The organism is Achromobacter insuavis (genome assembly GCF_902859645.1).
In the GTDB taxonomy this organism is placed as follows: domain Bacteria; phylum Pseudomonadota; class Gammaproteobacteria; order Burkholderiales; family Burkholderiaceae_B; genus Achromobacter; species Achromobacter insuavis.
The window spans coordinates 1-23,289 of record NZ_CADIJR010000064.1 but is presented as its reverse complement, the minus strand read 5'-3'; the positions used below and the strand labels follow the sequence as shown (position 1 = coordinate 23,289).

Annotated in this window: 13 protein-coding genes and 1 pseudogene; 4 read left to right on the top strand and 10 right to left on the bottom strand. The window is 69.3% G+C overall.

Translation table 11 applies throughout. The features are described 5' to 3' along the window. Positions 1-67: 67 nt before the first annotated feature. From H0523_RS24395 to H0523_RS24365, 7 genes are all read right to left on the bottom strand, one after another. On the bottom strand, positions 68-1,612 hold the full coding sequence (locus H0523_RS24395) for a carboxylesterase/lipase family protein (protein ID WP_054430414.1): 1,545 nt from the start codon (positions 1,610-1,612) through the stop codon (positions 68-70). A 38-nt stretch (positions 1,613-1,650) separates the two neighbouring features. Further along, complete coding sequence (locus H0523_RS24390) at positions 1,651-2,286, bottom strand: LysE family translocator (RefSeq protein ID WP_054430413.1); 636 nt, start codon at positions 2,284-2,286, stop codon at positions 1,651-1,653. Between the two features lie 76 nt (positions 2,287-2,362). Then, the gene (locus tag H0523_RS24385) at positions 2,363-4,765 is read right to left on the bottom strand and encodes a TonB-dependent siderophore receptor (RefSeq protein ID WP_082404421.1); all 2,403 of its coding nucleotides are present in this window, start codon (positions 4,763-4,765) and stop codon (positions 2,363-2,365) included. 399 nt (positions 4,766-5,164) lie between these two features. Next, positions 5,165-6,223, bottom strand: a complete 1,059-nt coding sequence (locus H0523_RS24380; protein ID WP_054430411.1) for a FecR family protein — start codon at positions 6,221-6,223, stop codon at positions 5,165-5,167. Positions 6,224-6,263: 40 nt separating this feature from the next. Continuing rightward, on the bottom strand, positions 6,264-6,782 hold the full coding sequence (locus H0523_RS24375) for a sigma-70 family RNA polymerase sigma factor (RefSeq protein ID WP_054430410.1): 519 nt from the start codon (positions 6,780-6,782) through the stop codon (positions 6,264-6,266). 156 nt (positions 6,783-6,938) lie between these two features. Further along, positions 6,939-15,431, bottom strand: a complete 8,493-nt coding sequence (locus tag H0523_RS24370) for an autotransporter-associated beta strand repeat-containing protein (protein WP_054430409.1) — start codon at positions 15,429-15,431, stop codon at positions 6,939-6,941. 150 nt (positions 15,432-15,581) lie between these two features. After that, positions 15,582-15,758, bottom strand: a complete 177-nt coding sequence (locus H0523_RS24365) for a hypothetical protein (protein WP_180180173.1) — start codon at positions 15,756-15,758, stop codon at positions 15,582-15,584. Between H0523_RS24365 and H0523_RS24360 the strand changes: the two genes are divergently transcribed. After that, on the top strand, positions 15,757-16,110 hold the full coding sequence (locus tag H0523_RS24360) for a DUF1294 domain-containing protein (RefSeq protein WP_197286690.1): 354 nt from the start codon (positions 15,757-15,759) through the stop codon (positions 16,108-16,110). The genes H0523_RS24365 and H0523_RS24360 overlap by 2 nt on opposite strands. A gap of 19 nt (positions 16,111-16,129) precedes the next feature. Here the strand turns inward: H0523_RS24360 and H0523_RS24355 are convergent, their stop codons facing one another. Further along, positions 16,130-17,362, bottom strand: a complete 1,233-nt coding sequence (locus H0523_RS24355) for a hypothetical protein (protein ID WP_054430408.1) — start codon at positions 17,360-17,362, stop codon at positions 16,130-16,132. Positions 17,363-17,599: 237 nt separating this feature from the next. Here H0523_RS24355 and H0523_RS24350 point away from each other — a divergent pair. Beyond that, positions 17,600-18,223, top strand: a pseudogene (locus H0523_RS24350) (LysE family translocator). 1 nt (position 18,224) lies between these two features. Here H0523_RS24350 and H0523_RS24345 read toward each other — a convergent pair. Next, on the bottom strand, positions 18,225-18,842 hold the full coding sequence (locus H0523_RS24345; protein WP_054430407.1) for a TetR/AcrR family transcriptional regulator: 618 nt from the start codon (positions 18,840-18,842) through the stop codon (positions 18,225-18,227). Between the two features lie 141 nt (positions 18,843-18,983). On the opposite strand from H0523_RS24345, the gene H0523_RS24340 reads away from it, so the two are divergent. Next, positions 18,984-20,057 carry an MBL fold metallo-hydrolase gene (locus H0523_RS24340; protein WP_156350020.1) on the top strand — a complete coding sequence of 358 codons (1,074 nt, stop codon included), beginning with the start codon at positions 18,984-18,986 and terminating at the stop codon, positions 20,055-20,057. 34 nt (positions 20,058-20,091) lie between these two features. On the opposite strand, the gene H0523_RS24335 is transcribed toward H0523_RS24340, so the two are convergent. Next, positions 20,092-21,177: a hypothetical protein gene (locus H0523_RS24335; protein ID WP_156350018.1), complete on the bottom strand. Its 1,086-nt coding sequence runs from the start codon at positions 21,175-21,177 to the stop codon at positions 20,092-20,094. Between the two features lie 462 nt (positions 21,178-21,639). On the opposite strand from H0523_RS24335, the gene mqo reads away from it, so the two are divergent. Beyond that, the coding region (mqo, locus tag H0523_RS24330; protein WP_180180174.1) for a malate dehydrogenase (quinone) at positions 21,640-23,289 on the top strand (1,650 nt) is incomplete at its 3' end.

The window sequence follows — 23,289 nt, the reverse complement described above, 5'->3', positions numbered from 1 at the left end:
AGTGGCGTGCCGAATGGCTGGCGAGGACCCGCCCCGGCGCGCGGTATTACCCTCGCTTGCGCGGCCCTCAGCGCTCCCAGAGCCCGCACGCATGCCGCTGCTGGAACGCAGGATCGGCCTCGATCCTGTCGCCATCGGGATGCAGGATCATCGTGCCCGAGGTCGGCCAGTCCGCCGCCGGCACGCCGGACGCCGAGAAGCGTGCGTAGTACCCGAGCATGCGATCGGACAACGCCTTCTGGGCCGGCGTCCAGGCCGGCGCATCCGCCTGCTGTTCGTGCGGATAGCCGCTCTGGAACACGTACGGGATGTCGGAATTGTGGAACGGCCCGTCCTTGGGCTCGTCGACATGGAAGATCGTCGTCGGCGCCCGCGGATCGGCGAACTCGTACAGATAGACCGGCGTCGACGCCGCCACCACCCTGGCCCACTGCTGCACCTGACATCCCCAGCGGTCGCTGGCCAGCGCGATGGCCGCCCGCGTCGGCGAGCCATAGGCCGGGATGGTGTAGCGCGCCTCGACCCGCGCGCTGTCGGGCAGCGCGGCGATCTGCTTGGCCAGGGCGGCCGCGCTCAGCGGGGGCTGGCCGGCGGCGCGGCGCGCCTGCAGGAAAAAGCCATTCTCTTCGCGGGCGAAGCCCACCAGGATCGGAACCCGGTGGAATTCGCCGCGCGCAAACCGTTCCATCTGATTGCCCGGGATGCTGTCGCCGTCGATGACCATCCGCCAGCCGGCCGCGCGCGTCGCCTCGCCGCCGCCGGCCTCGAAGATCGCCTCGGTGGATTTGGCGCGCAGGCAGGCCAGCGCGTCCGGGGCGTTGGCGCAGCCAGCTTTCTCGACCATCGTCGCGGTCGGCCCGCTGCGGCGCTCCTGTTCGGCCGTGATGGAATCATGGATGGGGCCGACCGGCAGGCTCATCGCGATGGCGCGCTGGAACAGTCCGGCGCTGGCCGGCGACACCAGGTGCGCCGTGACCGAATAGGCGCCGGCCGACTGGCCCATGATCGTCACCTGGCCGGGATCGCCGCCGAACGCCTTGGCGTTCGCCTTGACCCAGCGCAGCGCCGCCTGCTGGTCGCGCAACCAGAAATTGCTGCCGGATTGCGCGAACGACGCCATGCCGAACGCGCCCAGGCGATAGTTGACGCTGATGACCACCTGGCCCGTCTTGGCGGCGAAGACCGAGCCGTCGACATCCTGCGAAGATCCCGCCACCGCGGCGCCGCCATGGAACCAGACCAGGACCGGACGCGCTTGCGCGGCCGGCGCCGCCGGGCGATAGACATTCAGATAGAGGCAGTCCTCGTTGCGGTATTGGCGGATGGGCGCAACCCAGCCGTTCTGGACGCACTTGCTGGCGTACTCCGTCGCGGGCCGCAGGCCCGTCCACGGCGTCACCGGCGCGGGCGCGGCCCAGCGCAAGGGCCCCACCGGCGGCGCGGCGAAGGGAATGCCCAGGAACTGCTCGACGTCCCCCCGCCCGATTCCCTCGATTTTTCCATCCAGGATGGAAACGATGGGGCCGGCCAACGCCGCGGACAGACCGAACCCCAGACAACAGACCGCCGCCAATAGCCACTTCGCGACCTTGCCCACCACGCCCTCACCCATGCCGCCCTCCTCACCTCATCATCATTGACTAAGTCACATCAGCGCTGGGAGCCGGAACGCAGCGTCAGCACCAGCACGCCGGCGCCGATCAGCGTCAGCCCGGCGCCGGTGTTGAGCCGCGCGGCGACGGCGGGACGGGACACCAGCCAGCCCGACAGCCTGGCCGCGAAGGCGCCGACCAGCGAAAACACCACCAGGGTCAGGACGGCGAAAATGCCGCCATAGACCAGCATCTGGACCTGGACCGGACCGCGCGCGCTGTCGACGAACTGCGGCAGGAACGCCAGCACGAACAGGCCGGGCTTGGGATTGAGGACATTGGACAGGAAACCGACCGCCAGGACCTTGCGCAACGGCAGATGGTCGGACTTGCGGATCGTGACGAGATCCCGGGCGCGCAGCGCCTTCACGCCCAGGTAGATGAGATAGGCGGCGCCGGCCAGCTTGATGCTCCAGAACAGCATGTCAGAGGTCTGCATCAACAGGGACAGGCCGAAGGTCGCGGCCAGCGTGTGCACCATGATGCCGCCCGCGGCGCCCAATGACGACACCGCCGCCGCCACGCCGCCCTGGCTCAGTCCGCGGCTCAATGCCAGGATGTTGTCAGGTCCGGGCGACACCACGATGATGCCGCAGGCGAACAGGTAGGCAATCAGGACTTCCGTGGGAAACATCGTCATCTCCTGGCGGGAACCGCGGGCCCTGCCCGCGGCGCCGCCCATGATAGCCGAGCTCCGCCCGCCCGCGCACTCAATACTCGAATTGCGCCGACAGCTTGGCCACGCGCGGCATGCCCTGCAGCAAGGTTCCCGCGCTCGTCATCCAATAGGCCTTGTTCGCCAGGTTGTCGACGTTCAGGCGCACGGTAACGCGGGTGGCGCCCAGCCGCGTGACGTAGCGCGCGCCGGCATCGAACAGCGTGTAGGACGGCAGCGACACGGTGTTGCCGGCATCGACGAAACGCGAGCCGTAGTACTGGCCGCCGGCCGTCAAGGTCCATTGCGTGTCGGGAATCGTGTATTCGGCGTAGGCCGCGAACTGCTGACGCGGCACGCCGTCGATGCGGTTGCCAATCAGATCGGCCACGCCCTGCGTCACCTTGCTGCGCAGGAACAAGGCGCTGGCGTTGACCACCCACTGCCGACTCAGGCGCGCCTTGCCCGACAGTTCCAGGCCGTCATAGCGCGAGCGCCCGTCCTGGGTGAAGACGTTGTTGGCATCGGTGTAGGTCAGTCCGCGCGTGATCTGGAACAGCGCCGCGGTGGCGCTCCAGTCTTCGCCATCGAGCTTGGCGCCGACCTCGACCTGGCGGCTCTTGAGCGGCGGGAACGACTGGTAGGCGTTGGCGGCGGAGATCGGCGCGATGGCGCCCTGCTCCAGCGATTCGATATAGCTGCCATACAGGGACAGCCGGGACAGCGGGCGGAACACCAGCGCATAGGTCGGCGACAGCGCCGAACTGTCGTAGCCGGCGTAACGGTCCTTGATGTTGCTGCGTCGCAGGCCGGCGATCAGGTCCCAGTCCTGCCCCAGGTGCAGCGTGTCCGACGCGAACACCGAGCGCTGCGTGACCTCGCTGGTCTGCGTGTCCACGGGCGCGGCATGCAGGTGCGGATTGGCGAACCGGGGCGGATGGTAGATATTGCCCGAGCCCAGCACTTCATAGCCGGACACGCTGGAGGTGTAGCCCCGGGTCTTGCCATAGCTGGCGCCCAGCGCGATCTCGTGCTCGATCGGCCCGGTGGCGAAGCCACCCGTGACCAGGGCCTGGCTTTCGGCGGTCTTGTAGCGGTCGGTGCCGGCGTACATTTCCTCGGTGTAGTCGCCCTGCGCGTTGGCGTAGAGCGCGCCGTTCTCGTAGATCCGGTCCATCTTCGACTGGCGGTAGGCCAGCTTGACGTCCCACTTGGGCGCGACGTGCCAGGCCAGGTCGGTGCCGATGGTGTCGCTCTTGGTTTCGTAGCCGGTGAACGGCGAATAGATCGGCTTGTTGCCCTTGATGGGATCCAGCACCGCCGCCGGCGCATAGTCGCCCGTCTGGCCGCTCGCGTTCGGATACAGGCCCCAGCCGGCCGAGCCCTTGACCTTGCGGTCCTGCCTGAGCGCGTCGACGCTCCAGACCAGGTCCGGGGTGATGCGCCAGTCCAGCGCGATCGAGCCCGAACGGCGGCGGATGCTGCCGCCGTCCACATACGTGTCGCCCTGCTCGTCCACCAGGTTGACGCGGTAGCCAAAGCGGTCCTCGCCGCCGAACCGGCCGCCGGCGTCGCCGTGCAGCAGCACGGTGCCGCTATCGGTGACCTGCGTCGTCAGGGCCAGGCGGGTCTCGGCGGTCGGCCGCTTGCTGACGTAATTGACCACGCCGCCGGGTTGCGCAAAGCCGTAGAGAAAGCCGGTCGCGCCTTTCAGGATCTGCACGCTCTCGAAGTGTTCCAGCGGCAGCTCGCTGCTCCAGCTGAAGACGTTCAGGCCGTCGATCTTGCGGCCGTTGACCAGGTCCAGCCCGATGCCGCGCACCGACACCTGCGAGGCCAGGCCGCTGATGTCGTTGGCCAGCATCGACACCGAGGCATCGCCCTTGAGCGCATCCGTCAGCGAAGTCGCCTGGCGATTGTCCAGCAGATCCCGCGTGATCACGTCGATGCTGTATGGCGTGTCCTTCAGGGACCGCTGCCCCAGCACCCCGACGCTGGCGCTGCTGGCGCGATAGGCCTGGTCCGCGCCGCCTTCCAGCTGGCTGCCTGTCACCGTCACGGCGGGCAGTTCGGTCGCCCCTTTCACCGCCGGCCGGGCGACCAAGGTATAGCCGGACTCGCCGCGCCGGGCATCCAGGCCGGTGCCGCTGAGCAGCGCCGCGAAGCCCTCGTCCACGCCGTAGCTGCCGTGCAGCCCGCGGCTCTGCAGGTTGGCGACCTGGTCCGCCATCAGCGACAGCACGACGCCGGACTCCTGGGCGTAGCGGCTCAGCGCGTCCATCAGCGGCCCGGCGGGAATGTCGTACTGCTGGCGCGACTGCTGCTGCGCCTGGGCCGGCGCGATCGCCGCGCAGGCCAGGCCGGCCAACGCCAGCCGTAGCCCCCAGGCCGCGCCGGCGCTGCGAGGCGATGGGAAAAGGAAGCGGCGGCGTGAGCCCGCCGGGTACGGCTTGTGCATGATTTCGTGTCCTTGGATGGAACGCCCGGGGCGGTCGAGAGCGGAGAAGACGCCCCTGGCCGTCGTCTTCGCAGGACATGACGCGCCAGATTGCAAAACACGAACCGCGTGCGAAAAATATTTCTCCGGGGCTAGGGCCTGTTCACACTAAAAGGAGCCTCGCACAGGCCGGTAATCGGGCGCCAGGCGAGGCGCGGTCGCCGCCGCGTGGCTGTGCCACGCAAGGTGAGCGCAACGACGCCTGGCGCCCGATTACCGGCCTGCCCGAAGGGTGAGTACCCAAATGAGCGCCTCTCAGCGTTGCGAATGCTCGCCGGGGACCTGCCACGACTGCGCTTCGCGCCTTGATAGTCACTCATTTGGGTACTCATGCGAGGCTCCTTTTAGTGTGAACAGGCCCTAGCGCGCCGCGACGGGCGCGCCGCGGCCGACCCAGACCAGGTACGGGGTCAGGGACGTCAGCGTCAGCCCGGGCACACTCTCCTGCAACAGCCGCAACGCCCGGTCGGTGTCGTCCAGCGGCAGCACCACCACCATCCGCACGCCCGCCAGCGCCGCGCGGTCATAGAAGATCCGGCCCGGCCGGTAGCGGCCGAGCTCATCGAGCACGTCGGTCAGGGGCCGGTCCCGCACCACCAGATGGTGATGCTTCCAGGCATCGGCGATCTCGCGCGGATCGATGGTCTCGACCTTGCCGGCGCCGGATCGCGCGATCACCACCCGCTGACCCGCCTCGACCACCAGCGCCGGGGTGGCCGCCGCGCCGCCCGGGGCCACCGCGCGGACGCCCTCCCCGCCGCCCGCCGTCTCCACGCGCACGCGGGATTCGATGACCGTCAGGATCGTCACGCCCTCGCGCCGCTCGACCACATAGCGCGTGCCCAGCGCGGTCAGGCGGGCCTCCGGCGTGGAGACGACGAACGGACGCGAGGCGTCCTTGGCCACGTTCACCAGGACTTCGCCCCGCACCAGCTCCAATTCCCGGCGCCGCGTGTCGAAGCGCAAGTTGATGGCGCTGTTGCTCGCCAGGGTCACCTGCGTGCCGTCCTCGAGCACCTGGGAACGCCATTCGCCGGTCGCGGAACGGGCATCGGCCATCAGGTACGGCAGCGAATCGCCTTGCAGCGCGGTCCAGGCGACCGTGGCGGCCAGCAGGAAGGCCCCGGCCGACAGCAGCAGGCGCCTGGCGCGCTTCCTGCCGGCATGGACGAACGCCGCCTCGAACCCCGCCCGCGCCGCGCCGGCCGCCGCCGCGTCCTCGCCGCGCAGACCCTGCATGGAATCGACCACCTGCCGCAGATGGCTCACCGCCGCCTCGTGGGCGGGACTCTGCCGCATCCAGGCGTCCAGTCCGGCCTGCGCCGCGGCGCGCTCGGCGGCGTCGCCCGCGCTCAGGCGCACCACCCACAGGGCGGCCTCTTCGGCGATGGCATCGGGAATGGCGCGGCGCGCGCTCATGCCGCCGCGCCCTCCGCGGGACAGGCCGCGCGGCCGGCGCTCACGGCGCGACGACTTGATGGCAGCGCAGCAGGCCCTGCGCCAGGTACTTCTGCACCATCCGCACGGAAATACCCAGCCGTTGCGCCACGGCCGGCTGGCTTTCGTCTTCCAGGTAGTGCAGCAGGAAGGCCTCGCGCCCCTTGGGCGCCAGCGTGGACAGCGCGGCGGCGAGCTGTTCCACCGCCTGCACCGCGCTCATCACGGCCTCGGGCGACGGCGCCCAGCGCGGCAGCGCGGCCGCGGCCAGCGACATGGCTTCGAGGTAGGCCCGCTCGACCCGTTCCCGCCGCGCGCGGTCCAGCACCAGCCGCGACGCCGTGGTGGTCAGGTAGGCGCGCGGCTCGGCCAGCTCGGCCAGCGAGGTTTTGGATGTGAGGACGCGCAGGAAGGTGTCCTGGGCCAGGTCCGCCGCCTGTTCGGGGCAGCCCAGTTTGCGGCGCAGCCACGACCGCAGCCAGCCATGATGCTCGGCGTAGAGGGTCTTGAGGATCGAGGTCGGAAGATTGGCGGCAGTCACGATTCAGTACGCCCAAACCCGGCCTGCAAGTGAACGTCTTGACGGTCAAATAAAAATGATTGTCAATATTATCCAAGAAGGTACCCCGGCGCAAGCATGCCGCGCCGCTCTGGCCGAGGCGGGCCGCGCCACCCCTTTCCCGCGGCCGGACCGCGCCTACCAGCGGATCTGCACCCCCACATTGCCCTGCACCATCTCGCGCCGCTCGCCGCCCAGATTGAAGCCATAACCCGTTGACGCATAGACGCTGACGCGCTCGCTGGCCTTGACCGACATGCCCAGCCCCAGGCGCGCCTGCGTGCCGCCCATGGCCGACTTGCTGGTGGTGCCGCCGTCGAAGCTGACGCTGTCGTTGCCGCCCAGCGTATGCAGCAGGTCGGCGCGCAGATAGGGTTTCCAGGTGGCGCCGCCCGCCTGGTACTCGGCCTGCAGGCGCGCCCCGACCCGTCCGATCAGCGCGTTCCGGGGCGCGAACGAGACCTCTGAGGCCGAATCGCGCACCGCGTCGATCCGCGTGTTCTGGTAGATCAGCTGGGCCTGCGGTTCGAGGCTCAGGTCGGGCCTGAGCGCGATCGGCAGCCCCGCTTCCACCGACGCCGTGAAGGCCTTGCCGTCGGTGGACGCGGTATCCCCCGCGCGCGACCCGGGCTTGACCTTCAGGTGGCTGCCCATGATGACGGTGTCGGTGTACCACCCGCCGGGTCCGACGTGGGTCCAGTAGCCGCCCAGACTGTAGGCGTCGATGGCCAGCTTGCCGGCGCCGTACCCCTGCTGCCCCATCGCGAACCCCTTGACGTCGCCATCGGCGCGGGCGTAGCCCAGGAACAGACCATAGCGATCCTGGTGGCCGCTGTCGGTGCGGCGGGCGTAGAGGTCCTGCCCCGCCTGCATGCCGAAGATATTGCCGCTGAACGACTGCCGCACGGTGCCATCGCGCCGCTCGGAGAAGTGATCGCCCCAGGTGCGCGCCCAGCCGGACGGCAGGCCGCCGGTCCCGCTCAGCAGGTCCTGGTTGCCCTGGCGATCGTGGAACGTGCCGATCTGCTGCACCGCCAGCTCGCGCGCCAGCGAAGGCACTTCCGTGTAGATCGACACGCCGGGCCGGTAGGTGGGCGTCGGGTCGGGGCCGTTGGCCAGTTCCGAGCGCAGGTACCAGCTCTGCTCGTTGCCGGCCGCGACGCCGCCGCGGAACAGCTGGTACGAATAGGCGCCGGCGTAGAGGCCGCCGCTGGTGAAGGCGCCCGGCGTGGTGGTCGCGCCGTTCAGCGCCTGCACCACCTGGATGCCGTCGCCGCTGGTCTTGGCGCCCAGGCCGCCCTTGTTGGTGATGCGCAGCGTGGTGCTGCCGCTGGCGGCGCCGCCGCTCAGCACCAGCTTGTCGGTCGGCGAATTGTCGGCGCCCAGGAAGGTGTTCAGCGCCACCACGCCGGACTGGCCCTGGTAGTTGCCAGTCACCGTCAACACGTTGCCCGGCGCCGCGCCGCCCAGGTCGACCACGCCGCTGTTGACCAGGTTGCCAGTGATGGCGAAGCCGCCCGCGCCGCCGCCCAGGCCGGGAAACGCGTCCGCCACGGCCAGCGTGCCGGCGTTGGTGACGTTGCCCTTGACACTGCCGTAGCCGCCGAAGCGGGCCCCGGCCTGCACCGCCACCGGACCGCCGCTGTTGATGGCCGCGTCCGCGTGGCCGGCGTCGCCCACCGCCAGCCCGCCGGCCGTCACCGTGGTGCCGCCGGTGTAGCCGTTGATGGCGTTGAACACGGTGGTGCCGCTGCCCTGCTGGATCACCTGCCCGCCGCCGTTGATCACGTCGGCCTGGACATAGCGGTCCGAGCGGTTGAAGGCCAGCACGCCGTCGTTGCTGACGATCCCCATGATGTTGCCGCGGGTGCCGCCGTCGCCGACCTGCAGCGTGCCCGCCTTGATGACGGTGACGCCGTCCTTGACGACGGTGCCGCTGCCGTAGCTGTTGTTGCCCGTCAGGATGACGGTGCCCGCGCCCAGCTTGGTCAGCGATCCGGCGCCGCCGATGTCGCTGGCCACGGTCAGCGTGGTGCCCGCCAGCGGCTCCAGGCCGCCGCCCATCGCGCCCAGCGTGATCGGACGCGACTGCGTCAGGCTCTGCGTGGTGCGCAGCGTGCCGCCGTCCATGCCGAGCGCGGCGCCCGCCGCGCCCAGCGCCGTGTCGGCCGCGATCTGCAGCGTGCCGCCATTGATCGCGGTGCCGCCGCCGTAGGTGTTGGCGGCATTCAGGACCAGCGTGCCGAGATCGGTCTTGACCAGCCGCGAGGCGCCGGTCAGCACCGCGTCGATGGTCGTGGTGTAGCCGGCGCCCAGGCTGCTGCCATCGCCCACGCGAAGGGTCGTGCCGCCGCCGGCGTCGGGCACCAGTTCGATGGCGCCGCCGGTCAGCCGGTAACCGTTGCTGGCGAATTGCATGCCGCCGCTGCGCACCTGGCCCAGGCTGTTGTCCACCGTGACCGTGCCGGGCGCCGCCATGAAGATGCCGAAGGTCGCGTCGGCGTAGGCCGCGTTGGGCACGCCCAGCGAATTGGTCCAGTTGTCGTTGCCGGTCGAGTTCTGCCAGGTGCCGTTGCCGCCATCGACCGTGCCGTTGTTCTTGCCCGTGGCGGCGGCGCCGTCCCAGAAGTTCAGGGTCAGCCCGGCGGTATTGACCAGGTTCACCTGCTTGTCGATCGCGGTCTGCAGCGAGAACGACGGCGACGGAATCGTGCCGATGGTCAGGCCGTTGTTGGTCAGGGCGCCGTCGTAGCTGATGACCCGGTAGACGCCCGGATCGAAGCTGCCGCCCGGCGGCGTGGCGACGTTGAGCGTGCCATCCAGCGTCAGGTTGCCCTTGACGATGGTCAGGTCGTTGAGCGGACCGCCCACGGTGCCGGCCTGGCCGAAGTTGTAGGACAGCGTGGCCGTATTGCCCAGGGTGAGATCGCCGTTGATCGTCAGCGTGCCCGGCGCGCCGGTGGTGTCGCCGGGCGAGAGCGTGCCGGCCACGAAGGCGCTGCCGCCAAGGGTGCCGGTGCCCCCCAGGGTGGCGCCGGTGGCCACGAAGGTGTTGCCGGTGGCGGCGCTCTGGTTGCCGTTCACGAACAGCGAGCCGGCCAGCACCTGCGTCAGGCCCGTATAGCTGTTGTTGCCGCTCAGCACGGTCTGCCCGCCGCCGTTCTGTACGAAAGCGCCGGTGCCGGAGATGATGCCGTTCAGCAGCACCTGGTCGCTGCGCTCGACCACCAGCACGCCGTCGTTGACCACGTCGCCGGTCAGCGAGCCGCTGGTGCCGCCATTGCCCAGTTGCAGCACGCCCGCGGTGATGGCGGTGCCGCCGCTATAGGTGTTGTTGCCGGTGAAGACCGTGGTGCCCGTGCCCTGCTGCACGAACTTGCCGGCGCCGGTGATCGGGCCCGCCAGCGCGAACGTGTCGTTGCGGTTCACCGCCAGCGTCCCGGCGTTGACGATGGGCCCCGCCACGTTGCCGCTGGAGCCGCCGTTGCCCAGTTGCAGCGTGCCGGCGGTGATGCGGGTGGCGCCGGCATAGGTGTTGTCGGCCGTCAGGATGGTGGTGCCGGCGCCGGCCTGGGTGACGTTGCCGCTGCCGCTGATGAGGCCGCCAAAGGTGTAGGTATCGCTGCGGTTGAAGACCAGCGCGCCGTTGTTGGCCACGTCGCCGAGGATACCGCCGGTCGCCCCGCCCGCGCCCAATTGCAGCGTGCCGGCGGAGATCGTGGTGCCGCCGTTGTAGGTGTTGTTGGCCGTCAGGATGGTAGTGCCGCCGCCGTTCTGGCTGACCGAGCCGGTGCCGCTGACGAGGCCGCCGAAGGTGTAGGTGTCGCTGCGGTTGAAGACCAGCGCGCCATTGTTGGTCACGTCGCCGACGATGCTGCCGCTCGCGCCGCCCGCGCCCAGCTGCAGCGTGCCGGCCGAGATGGTGGTGCCGCCGGTATAGGTGTTGACGCCCGTCAGCACCGTGGCGCCGCTGCCCAGCTGCGTCACGCCGCCCGTGCCGCTGACCACGCCCGCATAGGTATAGGTATTGCCGCGGTTGAAGGCCAGCGTGCCGTTGTTGGTCACATTGCCCAGGAGGCTGCCGGTGGCGCCGCCCGCGCCCAGCTGCAGCGTGCCCGCGGAGATCGTGGTGCCGCCGGTGTAGCCGTTGTCCGCGCCCAGGACCAGCGTGCCCGTGCCCAGCTTGCCCAGGGCGCCGGCGCCGTTGACGGCGCTGTTCAGCATCAGCACGTTGGCGCCCGTGACCTCGAAGCTGCCGCCGCCCGCGCCCAGCGTGGTTGCACGCGCCGTGGCGAAGCTGCCGGCGGCGCGCAGCGTGCCGCCATCCAGCGACAGCGCCGTGCCGGCGGCGCCCAGGTTGGCGTCCTGCGACACCTGCAGCACGCCGCCGTTGATGGCGGTGCCGCCGGCATAGGTGTTGATCCCCGACAACACCAGTGTGCCCAGGTCGGTCTTGACCAGCCTGGCCGCGCCATCGAGCACGGCCGCGATCGTCGCGGTGTAGCCGGCGCCATCGGCCGAGCCCGCGCCGACGCGGATGATCGCTTCGGCCGGCCCGCCGCCGGCAACCGGCGCGCCGGTCAGCGTCAGCTTGTCGCCGGCGGCGTTGCCTTGCAGCAGGTAGCCGTCGGTGGCGAACTGCATGCCCTGCACGTTGATCTGGCCGTTGGTGGCGCTGTCCACCAGCACCGTGCCGCTCTGGCCGGTGAAGACGGCGAAGGCGCCCTGACTCCAGGGCGCGTTGACCGCGCCGTCCGCGTCGGTCCAGTTGTCGTTGACGCCGCCCGGCGCCACCCAGGTGCCCGAGCCGCCATTGACCTGACCGTTGTTCTTGGGGCCGGCGTCGCCGTCCCAGTAGTTCAGCGTCAGGCCATTGGTGTTGACCAGGTTGACCTGCTTGTCCACCGAGGTCTGCACGAAGTAGTTGGCGGGGTTGGAGCCGGCCGGCAAGGTGCCCAGGGTCAGGCCCGCGGGGTTGGTCAACGCGCCGCCGTAATTGATGATGCGGTAGATGCCCGGGTCGAAGCGCCCGCCCGGCGACAGCGAGACGTTGAGCTGGCCGCCCAGGCTGACGTTGCCGGCCACGTTGGTCAGGTCGTTGAACGGGCCGCCCGCCACGTTGGCCTGGCCGAAGCCATAGTTCAGCGAGGTGCCGCTGCCCAGCGTCAGGTTGCCCTGGATGGTCAGCGTGCCTGGCGCGGTGCTGTTGTCGCCCGGCGAGAGGATGCTGTTGCCGGTCAGCGTCACGTCGCCGCCGATCACGCCCTTGCCGCCCAGCGTCGCGCTGTTGTTGACGGTAGTGGCGCCGGTGGCCGCGCTCTGGTCGCCGTTGACGAACAGGCCGCCGGCGTTGACGGTGGTCGCGCCCGTGTAGCTGTTGTTGGCGCTGAGCACGGTGATGCCGGCGCCCTGCTGCGTGACCGTGCCGGCGCCGCTGATGGCGCCGCCGAAGGCGTAACCATTGCCGCGGTTGAAGACCAGCCCGCCGTTGTTGACCACGTTGCCGACAATGCCTCCAGTGGCGCCGCCGGCGCCCAGCTGCAAGGTGCCGGCCGAGATCGTGGTGCCGCCCGTGTAGGTGTTGTCGGCCGTCAGGACGGTGGTCCCGGACCCGATCTGCGTGACGCCGCCGGTGCCGCTGACGACGCCGCCGAAGGTGTACGTATTGCTGCGGTTGAACGCCAGCGTGCCGCTGTTGGCCACGTTGCCCAGGATGCCGCCGGTGGTCGACCCGCCCGCGCCCGTGCCCAGCTGCAACGTGCCGCTGGTGATGGTGGTGCCGCCCGCGTAGGTCGCATCGCCCGCCAGCGCCAGCGTCCCGGTGCCCAGCAGGGTCAAGGCGCCCGCGCCCGTCACCGGGCTGGTCAGCGTCAAGGTGGACCCGCCCGCCATGTCGAAGCGCCCGCCGCCGGCGCGCAACTCGGTGGCGCGGTTCGAGCTGAAGCTGGCGGCGGCGCGCAGCGTACCCCCATCCAGCGTCAGGCCGGTGCCCGCCGCGCCCAGGTTGCTGTCCTGGCTGACCTGCAGCACGCCGCCGTTGATGGCCGTGCCGCCGGTATAGGTGTTGACGCCCGACAGCACCAGCGTGCCCAGGTCGGTCTTGACCAGCTTGGCCGCGCCCGCCAGCGTGGCACCGATCGTGGCTGTGTAGCCGCCGCCCTCGGCCACCCCGTTGCCCACGCGGATCACGGCTTCGTTGGGGCCGCCGCCCGCGGCCGGCACGCCCACCAGGGTCAGCGCGTCCCCCACCGCATTGTTCACCAGCGTGTAGCCATCGGCCGCGAACTGCATGCCCTGCGCCAGGATCGCGCCATTGGTGGTGCCGTCCACCCTGACGGTGTCGCCCTGCCCCATGAACACGGCGAACGCGCTCTGGCTCCAGGGCGCGTTGAGCGCGCCGGTCATGCCGGTCCAGTTGTCGTTGGTGAGCGCGCCGTTGGCCGTCCAGATGCCCGGCCCGCCGTCGATGGAGTTGTTGTTCTTGTTCAGCGGGCTGGCGCCGTCCCAGTAGTTCAGCGTCAGGCCGTTGGTGTTGACCAGGTTGACCTGCTTGTCCACCGAGGTCTGGATGAAATAGTTGCCCGGCGACGGCACCGCGCCCAGCGCCAGCGTGCCGCTGAGCGCGCCGGCGTAGTTGATGACCCGGTAGACGCCGGGGTCGAACGAGCCGCCCACCGAAGTCTGCACGTTGAGCGTGCCGCCCAGGGCGAGATTGCCGCCGACATTGGTCAGGTCGTTGAACGGTCCGCCGACCACGCCCGCCTGGCCGAACGAATACGCCAGCGCCGAGCCGTTCTGCAGGGTCAGGTCGCCGCCGATGGTGAGCGTGCCGGGCGCCGCGCCGGCGCCGCCCGGCGCCAGCGTGCCGCCGGTCTGCACCGTGACGCTGCCGCCCAGCGTGCCGGTGCCGCCCAGGGTGGCGCCGTTGCCCACGGTTGCCGCGCCCGTGCCGCTCTGCGTGCCGTTGACGTAGAGCGCGCCGGCCGTCACCGAGGTCGGTCCGGCGTAGCTGTTGTTGGCCGTCAGGACGGTGGTGCCCGATCCCATCTGGCGGATGCCGCCGCTGCCCGTGATCAGGTTGCCGAAGGTGAACAGGTCGCTGCGGTTGAAGGCCAGCGTGCCGTTGTTGGTGATGGCGGCCGCGCCCGGCAGGTTGCCCGATGCGCCGCCGTTGCCCAGTTGCAGCGTGCCGGTGGCGATGGTGGTGGCGCCCGCCCAGCTGTTGGCGTTGCTGGTCAGCACCACGGTGCCGGCGCCGTCCTTGGTCAGCGCGCCCGCGCCGGTGATGGCTTGCGTCACGGTGCCGGTCACGCCCGCATTGGCACTGAGCGTGCCGTTGTTGGCGGTGACGCTGACATTGCGGCTGCCCGCCAGGCTGAAGCTGTTGGTGAACGCCAGCGCGCCGCCATCCAGCGTCACCCCGCCCGTGCTCGCGCCCAGCGCGCCGTCGGCGCTGATCGCGACGGTGCCGCCCTGTATGCGCGTGCCGCCCTGGTAGGTGTTGGCGCCGGTCAGCGTCAGGATGCCTGCGGCAATCTTGTTGACCGCACCGGTGCCGCTGATCGTGCCGGCGTAGGTGCCGTTGTCCGGCTGGTTGAACAGCACCAGGCCATTGTTGGTCACGCTCGGCGGCAGACTTTGCGCGCGCGCTTCCAGCGTGCCGGCCGCATCGACCCGCACCGAGCCGTTGAAGCCCGTGTTGTCGCCGGTCAGGGCCAGCGTGCCGTCCTGCACCTGCACCGCCAGCGGCGTGCCGCCGCCGTTGCTGCCGACCGAGCCGGACAACGTCCATTTGCCATCGCCGGTCTTGATCAGCGACTGGAAGTTGCGGATGGTGCCGGGCAAGGTGTCGCTGGAGCCGGCCTCGCCGGTCAGCGTCAGGCTGTTGGTGCCGCCGCCGCCATTGAAGCCGCCGGTGATGATCGACCCCGGATACAGCGTGAGCGAGTCATCGCCGCTGGCGAAGGTCAGGCTGCCGTTGACCACCGCGCCGCTGCGGTTGATGAAATTGACGTTGCCGCTGCCGCTGTTGCCGATCACGTTGCTGCTGGTGCCGTTGCCGGCCTGGATCGTGCCGTAGTTGTCGACGGTATTGGCCGCGCCGCGGGTGCGGTCCTCGAACCAGATGGCGGCGGCATTGCCGCCGGAGATCAGGCCGCGGTTGATGATGGTGTTGCCCGCGCCCATGACGTTGACGGCCTCGGCGTTGGCCTGCGTGCCCAGGGCCTGGACCTTGCCGCCCTGGGCGATGGTCAGCGTGCCGTTGGAACCGAATTCCACCGTGTTGTTGCCCGCGCTCCACAAGCCCGCGCCCGACGTGGCGAGATTGGAAATCACCGCGCCGGCCGCCACCGTGATGGCGGCGTTGTCGCCCAGGCTGACGGCATTGGCGTTATTGACTTCGAGCCTGGCGTTGGGCTGCATCGTGACCGACGCGCCGGCCGCGGTGGACGGCCCCTGCCCGATCGGCGCCGTGGCCGGATTGGGCGCGGCGGTGTTGCAGGTGGTCGCTGAACCGGTGGTGACGCAAGCGGCCTGGACGCCCGTGCCGGGCCAGCCGCCGAATAATGCCGCGCCGACCAGGACGGTCAGGCGCCGAGGGACGAGCGTGAACGACTTCGCTGCTTGCATCGCGTTCTCCAGCCGACGGGCGAATAATGATCTGGCGTATCAATCGTTAATGCCTGAACTCGCGCGGCGATTATGGAGGCTATTTTTTCGATTTCCGGCTTTGGGTTTTTTCTTTGGATATTCGAAATAATGGATGCACCGAGTGGCTTATTAATAAGCGCCAGTGCGCGACGCGGCCGCGAAAAGCGTGTTGGACAAAATAAAAAAAGCCCCTGTAAAAGGAGCTTTTTTTGTTTGCGCTGACCGGCGGATATTGCCGGATCCGCTGGCGGCGGCGAACTGGAATACCATGCCGGTTCCGCCACCGCCACGCCAGGAGCCTTCCATGCACACCGCGCTGTTCCTGCTTGCCTGCCTCGCGGCCTACGGCCTGGCCACCTACCTGCTGCAGGTGCCGTTGTGGGTGGGGCTGGCGTATCTCTCGCTCAGCCTCATCACCATCGCCTTCTACACCTGGGACAAGGCGCAGGCGCGCGCCGGCCAGTGGCGGATTTCCGAGCGCACGCTGCATGGGCTGGCGCTGGCCGGCGGCTGGCCCGGCGCGCTGCTGGCGCAGCGCTGGCTGCGGCACAAGACCATCAAGCGGAGTTTCCGGATCCAGTTCTGGGCGACGGTGGCGTTGAACCTGGCCGCGTTCGTCGTCCTGTCGCCCGTGGCGCAGGCCTGGTGGCGGCCGTGATCGTCACGCCGCCCGCGGCTCAGTTGGCCAACAATTTGACCGTCTGCGGGTTGTAGCCGGCATACGCGCCGCCATACGCGCCGCCGCAGGCCGCATGCGGCTGCGCCGCCGCCGGCAGTCCCGTGGCGCGGATCGCCAGCTCGCCGCCGCGCAGGCGGATCTCGCGGAAACGCTCGGCGGCCACCGCGCCATCGGGCAGGACATACAGGCGCACGCGCATCAGCCCCTTGTCGGGATCGGCCTGGCTGGCCGCGCTGAATGCCGGCACCGTCACGCTCGCCTCATGCCAGCGCGCCGGTTCTTCCAGCGTCTGCCAACGCACCCGCAGCGCCTGTTGCAGGTCGAGCATGGCCGGGCTGCCGCCCCGCACCGGATCGCACCGCTGCCCCGCCAGGCTGCGGGCCGCGTACGCCAGGTCCAGCGTCTGGTCATTGACCTCCAGCCGCGCGATGGTCTGCGGCGTGTAGTTTTCCAGGCTGACGATCGTCAGCCCCGCGATGCGGGCCGCCGTCATCTCATCCTCGGTGGTCGCGGCGAATCGCGCGAGGCCGGGCGCCACCTCGACGTGGTCGGCGTAATGGAAGTACTGATACAGCAGCAGCCCGGCATCGCCATAGCGGAACGCCGGCCGCAGCGCGTCCAGGGAAGGCGCCGGCAACTGCCGCAGCGGCAGCGCCGTGGCCGGCGCGCCGTCGCTGCTGGAATAGGCATAGCGGCTGACGTCCGCCTTCAGGCGCGCGCCATCGTAGGGAAAGTCGCCCGCGGCCAGGGTGTTGGCCGTGGGATAGCGGACAAAGCGCGAGAACTGGATATTGTCCGCGGAAGCCGGTTCCATGTAGGGCGAGCCGCCGCCCGACGAGGACGACGCCGCGCGGTAGTCCAGCCAGATGGTGCGCCCGCTGAAGTTGACGTGGCTTTCGGCGATGGCCGGATTGGCGTCGCGGAAGCGGTCGGAGCGGCCCTGGCGGATCTCCTCGTTGACCGGCACGATCATCAGGGCCAGCAGCGTGGGCAGGAACAGCAGCGCATGGATGCGTCCGGGCACCTGGCCGCGATCGCGCACCAGGTACACGATCCAGGTCAGCGCCAGCAGGATCGCCAGCGGCCCGCCGTACAACACTCCATACGACAGCAACGCCGCCATGCCCCAGCCGAGGTTGTCGCCGAACACGGCGATCAGGCCCAGGGCGGCCAGCAGGCCGGCCAGCGCGAACGAAACGATGATGCCGAACAGATAGTTCTTGGTCTTCAAGCGATAAGGCCTCGTCGGATTGCCCGGACATGGGCGGCGGGGTCTTGAGGATGCGGCACGGTGATCCGTGCTTCGGCAACGATAACAGAGCGCCCTGCCCATGCGGTCGGCGTGAGGTCAAGCGAGGTTGCAGGGCGAACCGGCCGGCAGGCGCCGCTTGTCGTCACGGGCGGAGGCGAGGCAGAATGCGGAAGCCGGTCCCCTTCTTGCCCCTTTCCCCACGAGAGCCCTTCGACCATGACGGATACCCTGCTCGTTTTCGCCGTGGTGGCGTTCATCGGCATCGCGACGCCCGGCCCGACGGTGCTGCTGGCGCTCAACAACGGCGCCAGGCTGGGCCTGCGCGCGTCCCTGCCCGGCATGGCGGGCGCGGTGCTGTCGGATGCCGTCCTGATCGGCGCCGTGGCGCTGGGGCTGGGCGCGCTGCTGGCCGCTTCCGAATTCTGGTTCTCGGTCGTCAAATGGATCGGCGTGGCGTACCTGGCTTACCTGGGCCTGCGCCTGTGCCGCTCGTCCGGCGCCCTGACGTTGCCGGACGAAGCCGCCGCGCGGACGCCGTCCGGCCGGGCGGTGTTCCTGCGCAGCTTCCTGGTCGCGCTGACCAACCCGAAGGGCTATCTGTTTTTCTCAGCCTTCCTGCCGCAGTTCATCTCCACGCAGGCGCCGCAGTTTCCCCAGTATGCGGCGCTGGCGGCGGTGTTCGCCACGATCGACCTGCTGGTCATGCTCGCCTATGCCTGCGCCGGCGCCAAGGCCATCCGCCTGTTCTAGCGGCGCGGCACCCGCTGGCTGGACCGCGCCTGCGGCGGCGCGCTATTGGCGCTGGCCGGCTCGCTGGCGTTCTATCGGCGCGGCGCGTGATTCATACCCCGCGTCCGTAGCACCCCAGGAACATCGCCACCGCCGAATCCACCACCCGCTCGCGTTCGGCCGGTTGCAGCGGCGGCAGGCCCAGCGTGACCTGCGGCCAGAAGGCGAAGCTCTTGACCAGCCCCTGCAATTGGTGCCCGGCGAATTCCGGATCGACGTCGGCCAGGCGGCCGTCGGCGATGGCCGCGCGGATCCAGGCGACCTCGCCGCCTTCCTTCGCGCCCATGCGGCAGACGATGGCCTGGGCCCGTTCCGGCGTGTGGATGATCTCGGCCATGGCGACGCGCGCCAGGTCGATGAAATTGGGATCGCCCAGCAGTGCGAGCTTGCGCATCAGCAGTTGCCGCAACTGCGCCGCCAGCGGCTGGTCGGCGTGATAGGCCACGCCGTCGTTGGCGATACTGCGGTTCCACAGGTCCTCGAGCATCAGCCCGAACAGTTCGTCCTTGCTGGGGAAATGGTTGTAGACCGTGCGCTTGGAGACGCCGGCGGCGGCGGCGATGCGGTCCATGCTGGTCGCCTCGTAACCCGCCGTGCGGAATTCCTCAACCGCGGCGCGCAGGATGGCCTCGCGCTTCCTGTCGGTGAGCCGCTGCGGAACTTCTGCCATGGGAACGTCCTAAATCAATCAGAGTGATAGCGAAAATTTTACACTCACCAGTGTACTTTCAGAAAAAAGGAAACTACACTGCTCAGTATACTTTTGACGCCATCCCGGTCCGTCATTGCCTTCGCCGCCAGGAATCCCGCCGTGAATCTCCCCTCGCCCGACGCCTCCCCCACCCCGCCGTCCGCGCATCACCGCGACGGCCGGTTCCACAACGCCCGGCCGCGCCCGCCGATGGGATTCTGGCAAGGGCTCAAGCTCACCTGGGCGGTGCTGTTCCGCAAGCCCTCGAACACGGTGCCCGACCAGCCGATCCCGGTACGCCCGCTGACCCGCGCCGAACTCGGCGCCGCGCCCGACCGCAGCCTGTTTCGGCTGGGGCATTCGACCATTCTGCTCAAGCTGCGCGGCCGCTACTGGATCACCGATCCGGTGTTCTCCAAGCGCGCCTCGCCGGTGCAATGGGCCGGCCCGGCGCGCTTTCACGCGCCGCCCATCGCGCTTGACGACCTGCCGCCGATCGCCGGCGTGATCCTTTCCCACAACCACTATGACCACCTGGACCGCGCCGCCGTCACCCGGCTGGCCGCCCGCACCGGCCGCTTCATCGCGCCGCTGGGCGTGGGCGACCAACTGATCGCCTGGGGCGTCGACCCGGCCAAGGTCGAGCAGCTCGACTGGTGGCAGTCCACCGAGGTCGACGGCCTGCGCCTGACGGCCACCCCGGCCCAGCATTTCTCCGGCCGCGGCCTGACCGACAGCGATCGCAGCCTGTGGGCCTCGTGGGTGATCGACGATGGCGGGATGCGGGTGTTCTTCAGCGGCGACAGCGGCTACTTTGACGGTTTCAAGGCCATCGGCGACGCGTTCGGCCCATTCGATCTGACGCTGATGGAAACCGGCGCCTACGACAAGCGCTGGGCCTACGTGCACATGCAGCCCGAAGAAACCCTGCAGGCCCACCTGGACCTGCGCGGCCGCTGGCTGCTGCCGATCCACAACGGCACCTTCGACCTGGCCATGCATGCCTGGCAGGAGCCGTTCGAGCGCATCGCCGCGCTGGCCGCCGAACGCGGCGTGCCATTGGCCACGCCTGAAATGGGCGAGCGGCTGGACCTGGACGCCCCGCATCCGGGATCGCCCTGGTGGCGGTCGGTTGCCGCACGCCAGCCGGCGTCCGGCGCGTGCCGCCGCCTGACGCCTTGCCGGGCCAGGTGAGCCGGCAAGACCGGTCACCGCGGCCGGTCAGGCATCAGTCGAAACGCCCGAAGATGTGGCTGCAGTGGGTATACGGGTCGTTGGGCGTGCGGCGGTCCTTGGTGAAGTAGTCGATGATCATGCCGCCCTGCAGCTCGAAACTCAGCGTGCACTCATAGGTGTACTGATAGCTCTGGGTACCGGCCGACGGGGCGCAGCGCGGCGGCGCGTTGGGGCCATGCGTCAGCTGCAGGGTCTGGCCGGGCGGGCAACTGCCGCTGCCGCTTGCCGAGGTCGAGCGCGCTTCCGTGCGGTAGTACTGCAGCATGCGGTTGCCGCTCTTTTCCGTAGTGCCGGTGGGCGGCCCCCAGACCCGCAGCAGTTCGGCCTCGGGCTGGCCGATCCAGGCATCCATCGTGCGCCGCACGGCAGACATTTCCCGCTTGCGGCGGGCATCGGCGCGCGCCTGCGGATCCTGGACGGTGGCGATCTGGCGGCTGGCCTGCTTGTCCTGCTCCACACTCTTGTCGGCCTGGGCGCCCGCGTCGGCCAGGGCTTTCTTGCGACGCGCCTCCAGATCCTTCATCTCGCGTTCCAGCTCGGCGTCCGAGCGCGGCTTGCTGGCGGGCCGGGTGCCGTCGGTCCACATCGTGTTCCAGGCCAGGTCGCCGATCTCGCCGGTATTGAGCGGGCCCAGGTACATCCAGCCGCGCGACCGGTTGTCGGCCTTGCGCGCCGCCACGCGCTGGGCGCCGCTCTTGGGTCCCATGTCGCAGGCGAAGTCGATCAGCGCCTGGCCCACGACGTTCTTCGGCGGCCGGGCCGGCTGGTCGGGCGCGGTGGCCAGCTTGCCGCCGCGCGGCGACAGCTGGATCAGCTTTTCCTCGAGCGTCTGCCGGCCGCAGTCGATGATCATGTTGGACGACACCCAGTCCGGCGACTTGGCGTTCTCCAGCACCGTCAGGGTTTCCAGCTTGTAGGTCTTCTCGGCCCGGGGCACGGCGTCGAGATAGCTCTCGTCGACGGTGACGAAGATGCGGTTCGGCTTGTCGCCGCCGGCATAGACCACCCAGCGTTCGCCGGCAAGGACGGGCGACGCCGCCACGGCGGCCAGGACAGCGCTGATCAATAGTCGGTTCAAGGATGGACTCCGGATTCCCCGGCCAGGATCCGGACCGCGGGCGCGCCAATATTAATGGAACCTGAATGGGAAGCACCATAGCCCCGCGGCGCGGATCCGGTCGCGCCAGGGACCGGTGGCGCCAATGTGTTTACAATCACGGCGCAACGCGTATTGCGCCAAAACCAATGCCCGCGACCCGGGTATTGCGGCAGGACGAAGCCGCTTCGTCTAGTCTAGGGCCTGCACGCAAGACCTGACACAGGCTCCCGCCCCAGGGATGCCCGGCCGCTTGGCCGGGAGCCGGGGCCGGTCAGGCGCCCACCCAACCCTGTTCGCAACCTCCCCCGCCCCGGCTTGCCGCCTTGGACGCGTGGATCGCTGTTTGCGTGTTTGATCGCCCCGGAGGTGCCCTCGCCCGTTTTCTCCGTAGTTCCTACAACGACAACAACATAATCCTTTGAACCGTAAGGTCTAATACCCATGAGAAAGTTTCTCAAAATCGTGGGCAGCCTGGTGGTGACGGTGGTGGTCGCGGCCGCCCTGTTCCTGTACTGGCCCCTGCACCAACGTTCGGTCCCGGCAGCCGACAACGACAAGCCCCTGGACGCCGTGCTCGTCGGCGGCGGCATCATGAGCGTGACGCTCGCCACCTACCTGCAGGAATTGCAGCCGGACTGGCGCGTCGAACTGTTCGAACGCCTGGACGGCGTCGCGCTGGAAAGCTCCAATGGCTGGAACAACGCGGGCACCGGCCACTCGGGCTTCGCCGAGCTGAACTACACACCCGAGATGCCCGACGGTTCCGTCGACATCAAGCGCGCCATCAACATCGCCGAGCAGTTCGAGGTCTCGCGCCAGTTCTGGGCCCACCAGGTCAAGACCGGCCGCCTGGGCCAGCCGTCGGACTTCATCAACCCGACCGGCCACATGAGCTTCGTGTGGGGCGATGACCGCATCGAATACCTGCGCAAGCGCCGCGATGCGCTGGTCAAGAGCCCGCTGTTCTACGGCATGGAATACTCGACCGACGCGGCGCAGATCCGCCAGTGGGCGCCGCTGCTGATGGAAGGCCGCGACGCCAGCCAGAAGGTCGCCGCCACCTACATGCCGCTGGGCACCGACGTCAACTTCGGCGTCATCACCAACCAGCTGACCCAGGGCCTGCAACGCAACCCCAACTTCAAGCTGCAACTGCAGCATGAGGTCACCGCGCTGCGCCAGAACGACGACAAGACCTGGAACGTCACGGTCAAGGACCTGAAGAGCAACCAGGAACGCACGGTGAAGTCGCGCTTCGTCTTCATCGGCGCGGGCGGCGCCTCGCTCAAGGTGCTGCAGCTGTCGGGCATCCCGGAATCGAAGAACTACGCCGGCTTCCCGGTGGGCGGCCAGTTCCTGGCCTTCGACGCACCCGCCATCGCCGGCCGCCATGAGGTCAAGGCCTACGGCATGGCCGATACCGATTCGCCGCCGATGTCGGTGCCGCACCTGGATGCGCGCAAGCTCGACGGCAAGCCGGTGGTGCTGTTCGGACCGTTCGCGCTGGCCACGACCAAGTTCCTCAAGCAAGGCTCGTCGTTCGACCTGTTCTCGTCGGTCAACCACAACAACGTCGCCAGCATGGTGGACGTGGGCCTGGAGAACCTGGACCTGGTCAAGTACCTGATCAACCAGGCGCAACTGACCGACGCCGACCGCCACGCCCAGCTGCTCAAGTACTTCCCGCAGGCCAAGCCCGAGGACTGGCGCCTGGTGACGGCCGGCGAACGCGTCCAGGTCATCAAGCGCGATCCCGAGAAAGGCCCGATCCTGCAGTTCGGCACCGAAGTTGTGACCGACAAGGACAACACCATCGCCGCGCTGCTGGGCGCATCGCCGGGCGCCTCGACCTCGCCGCCCATCATGCTGAACCTGCTGGCCAAGGCCTTCCCGCAGCAGATGGAAGCGGGCTGGAAAGCGCGCCTGAAGGAGATCATCCCGTCGTATGGCCAGAAACTGAATGACAGCCCCGCGCTGACCAATCAGATCCGCGCCATGACGAGCCAGGTGCTGCACCTGCCGTACGTGGAAGTGCCGGTGCCGGACGCCGCGCCGGCCGCCGCGCCCGCGACGCCGGCCACGCCCGCGCCG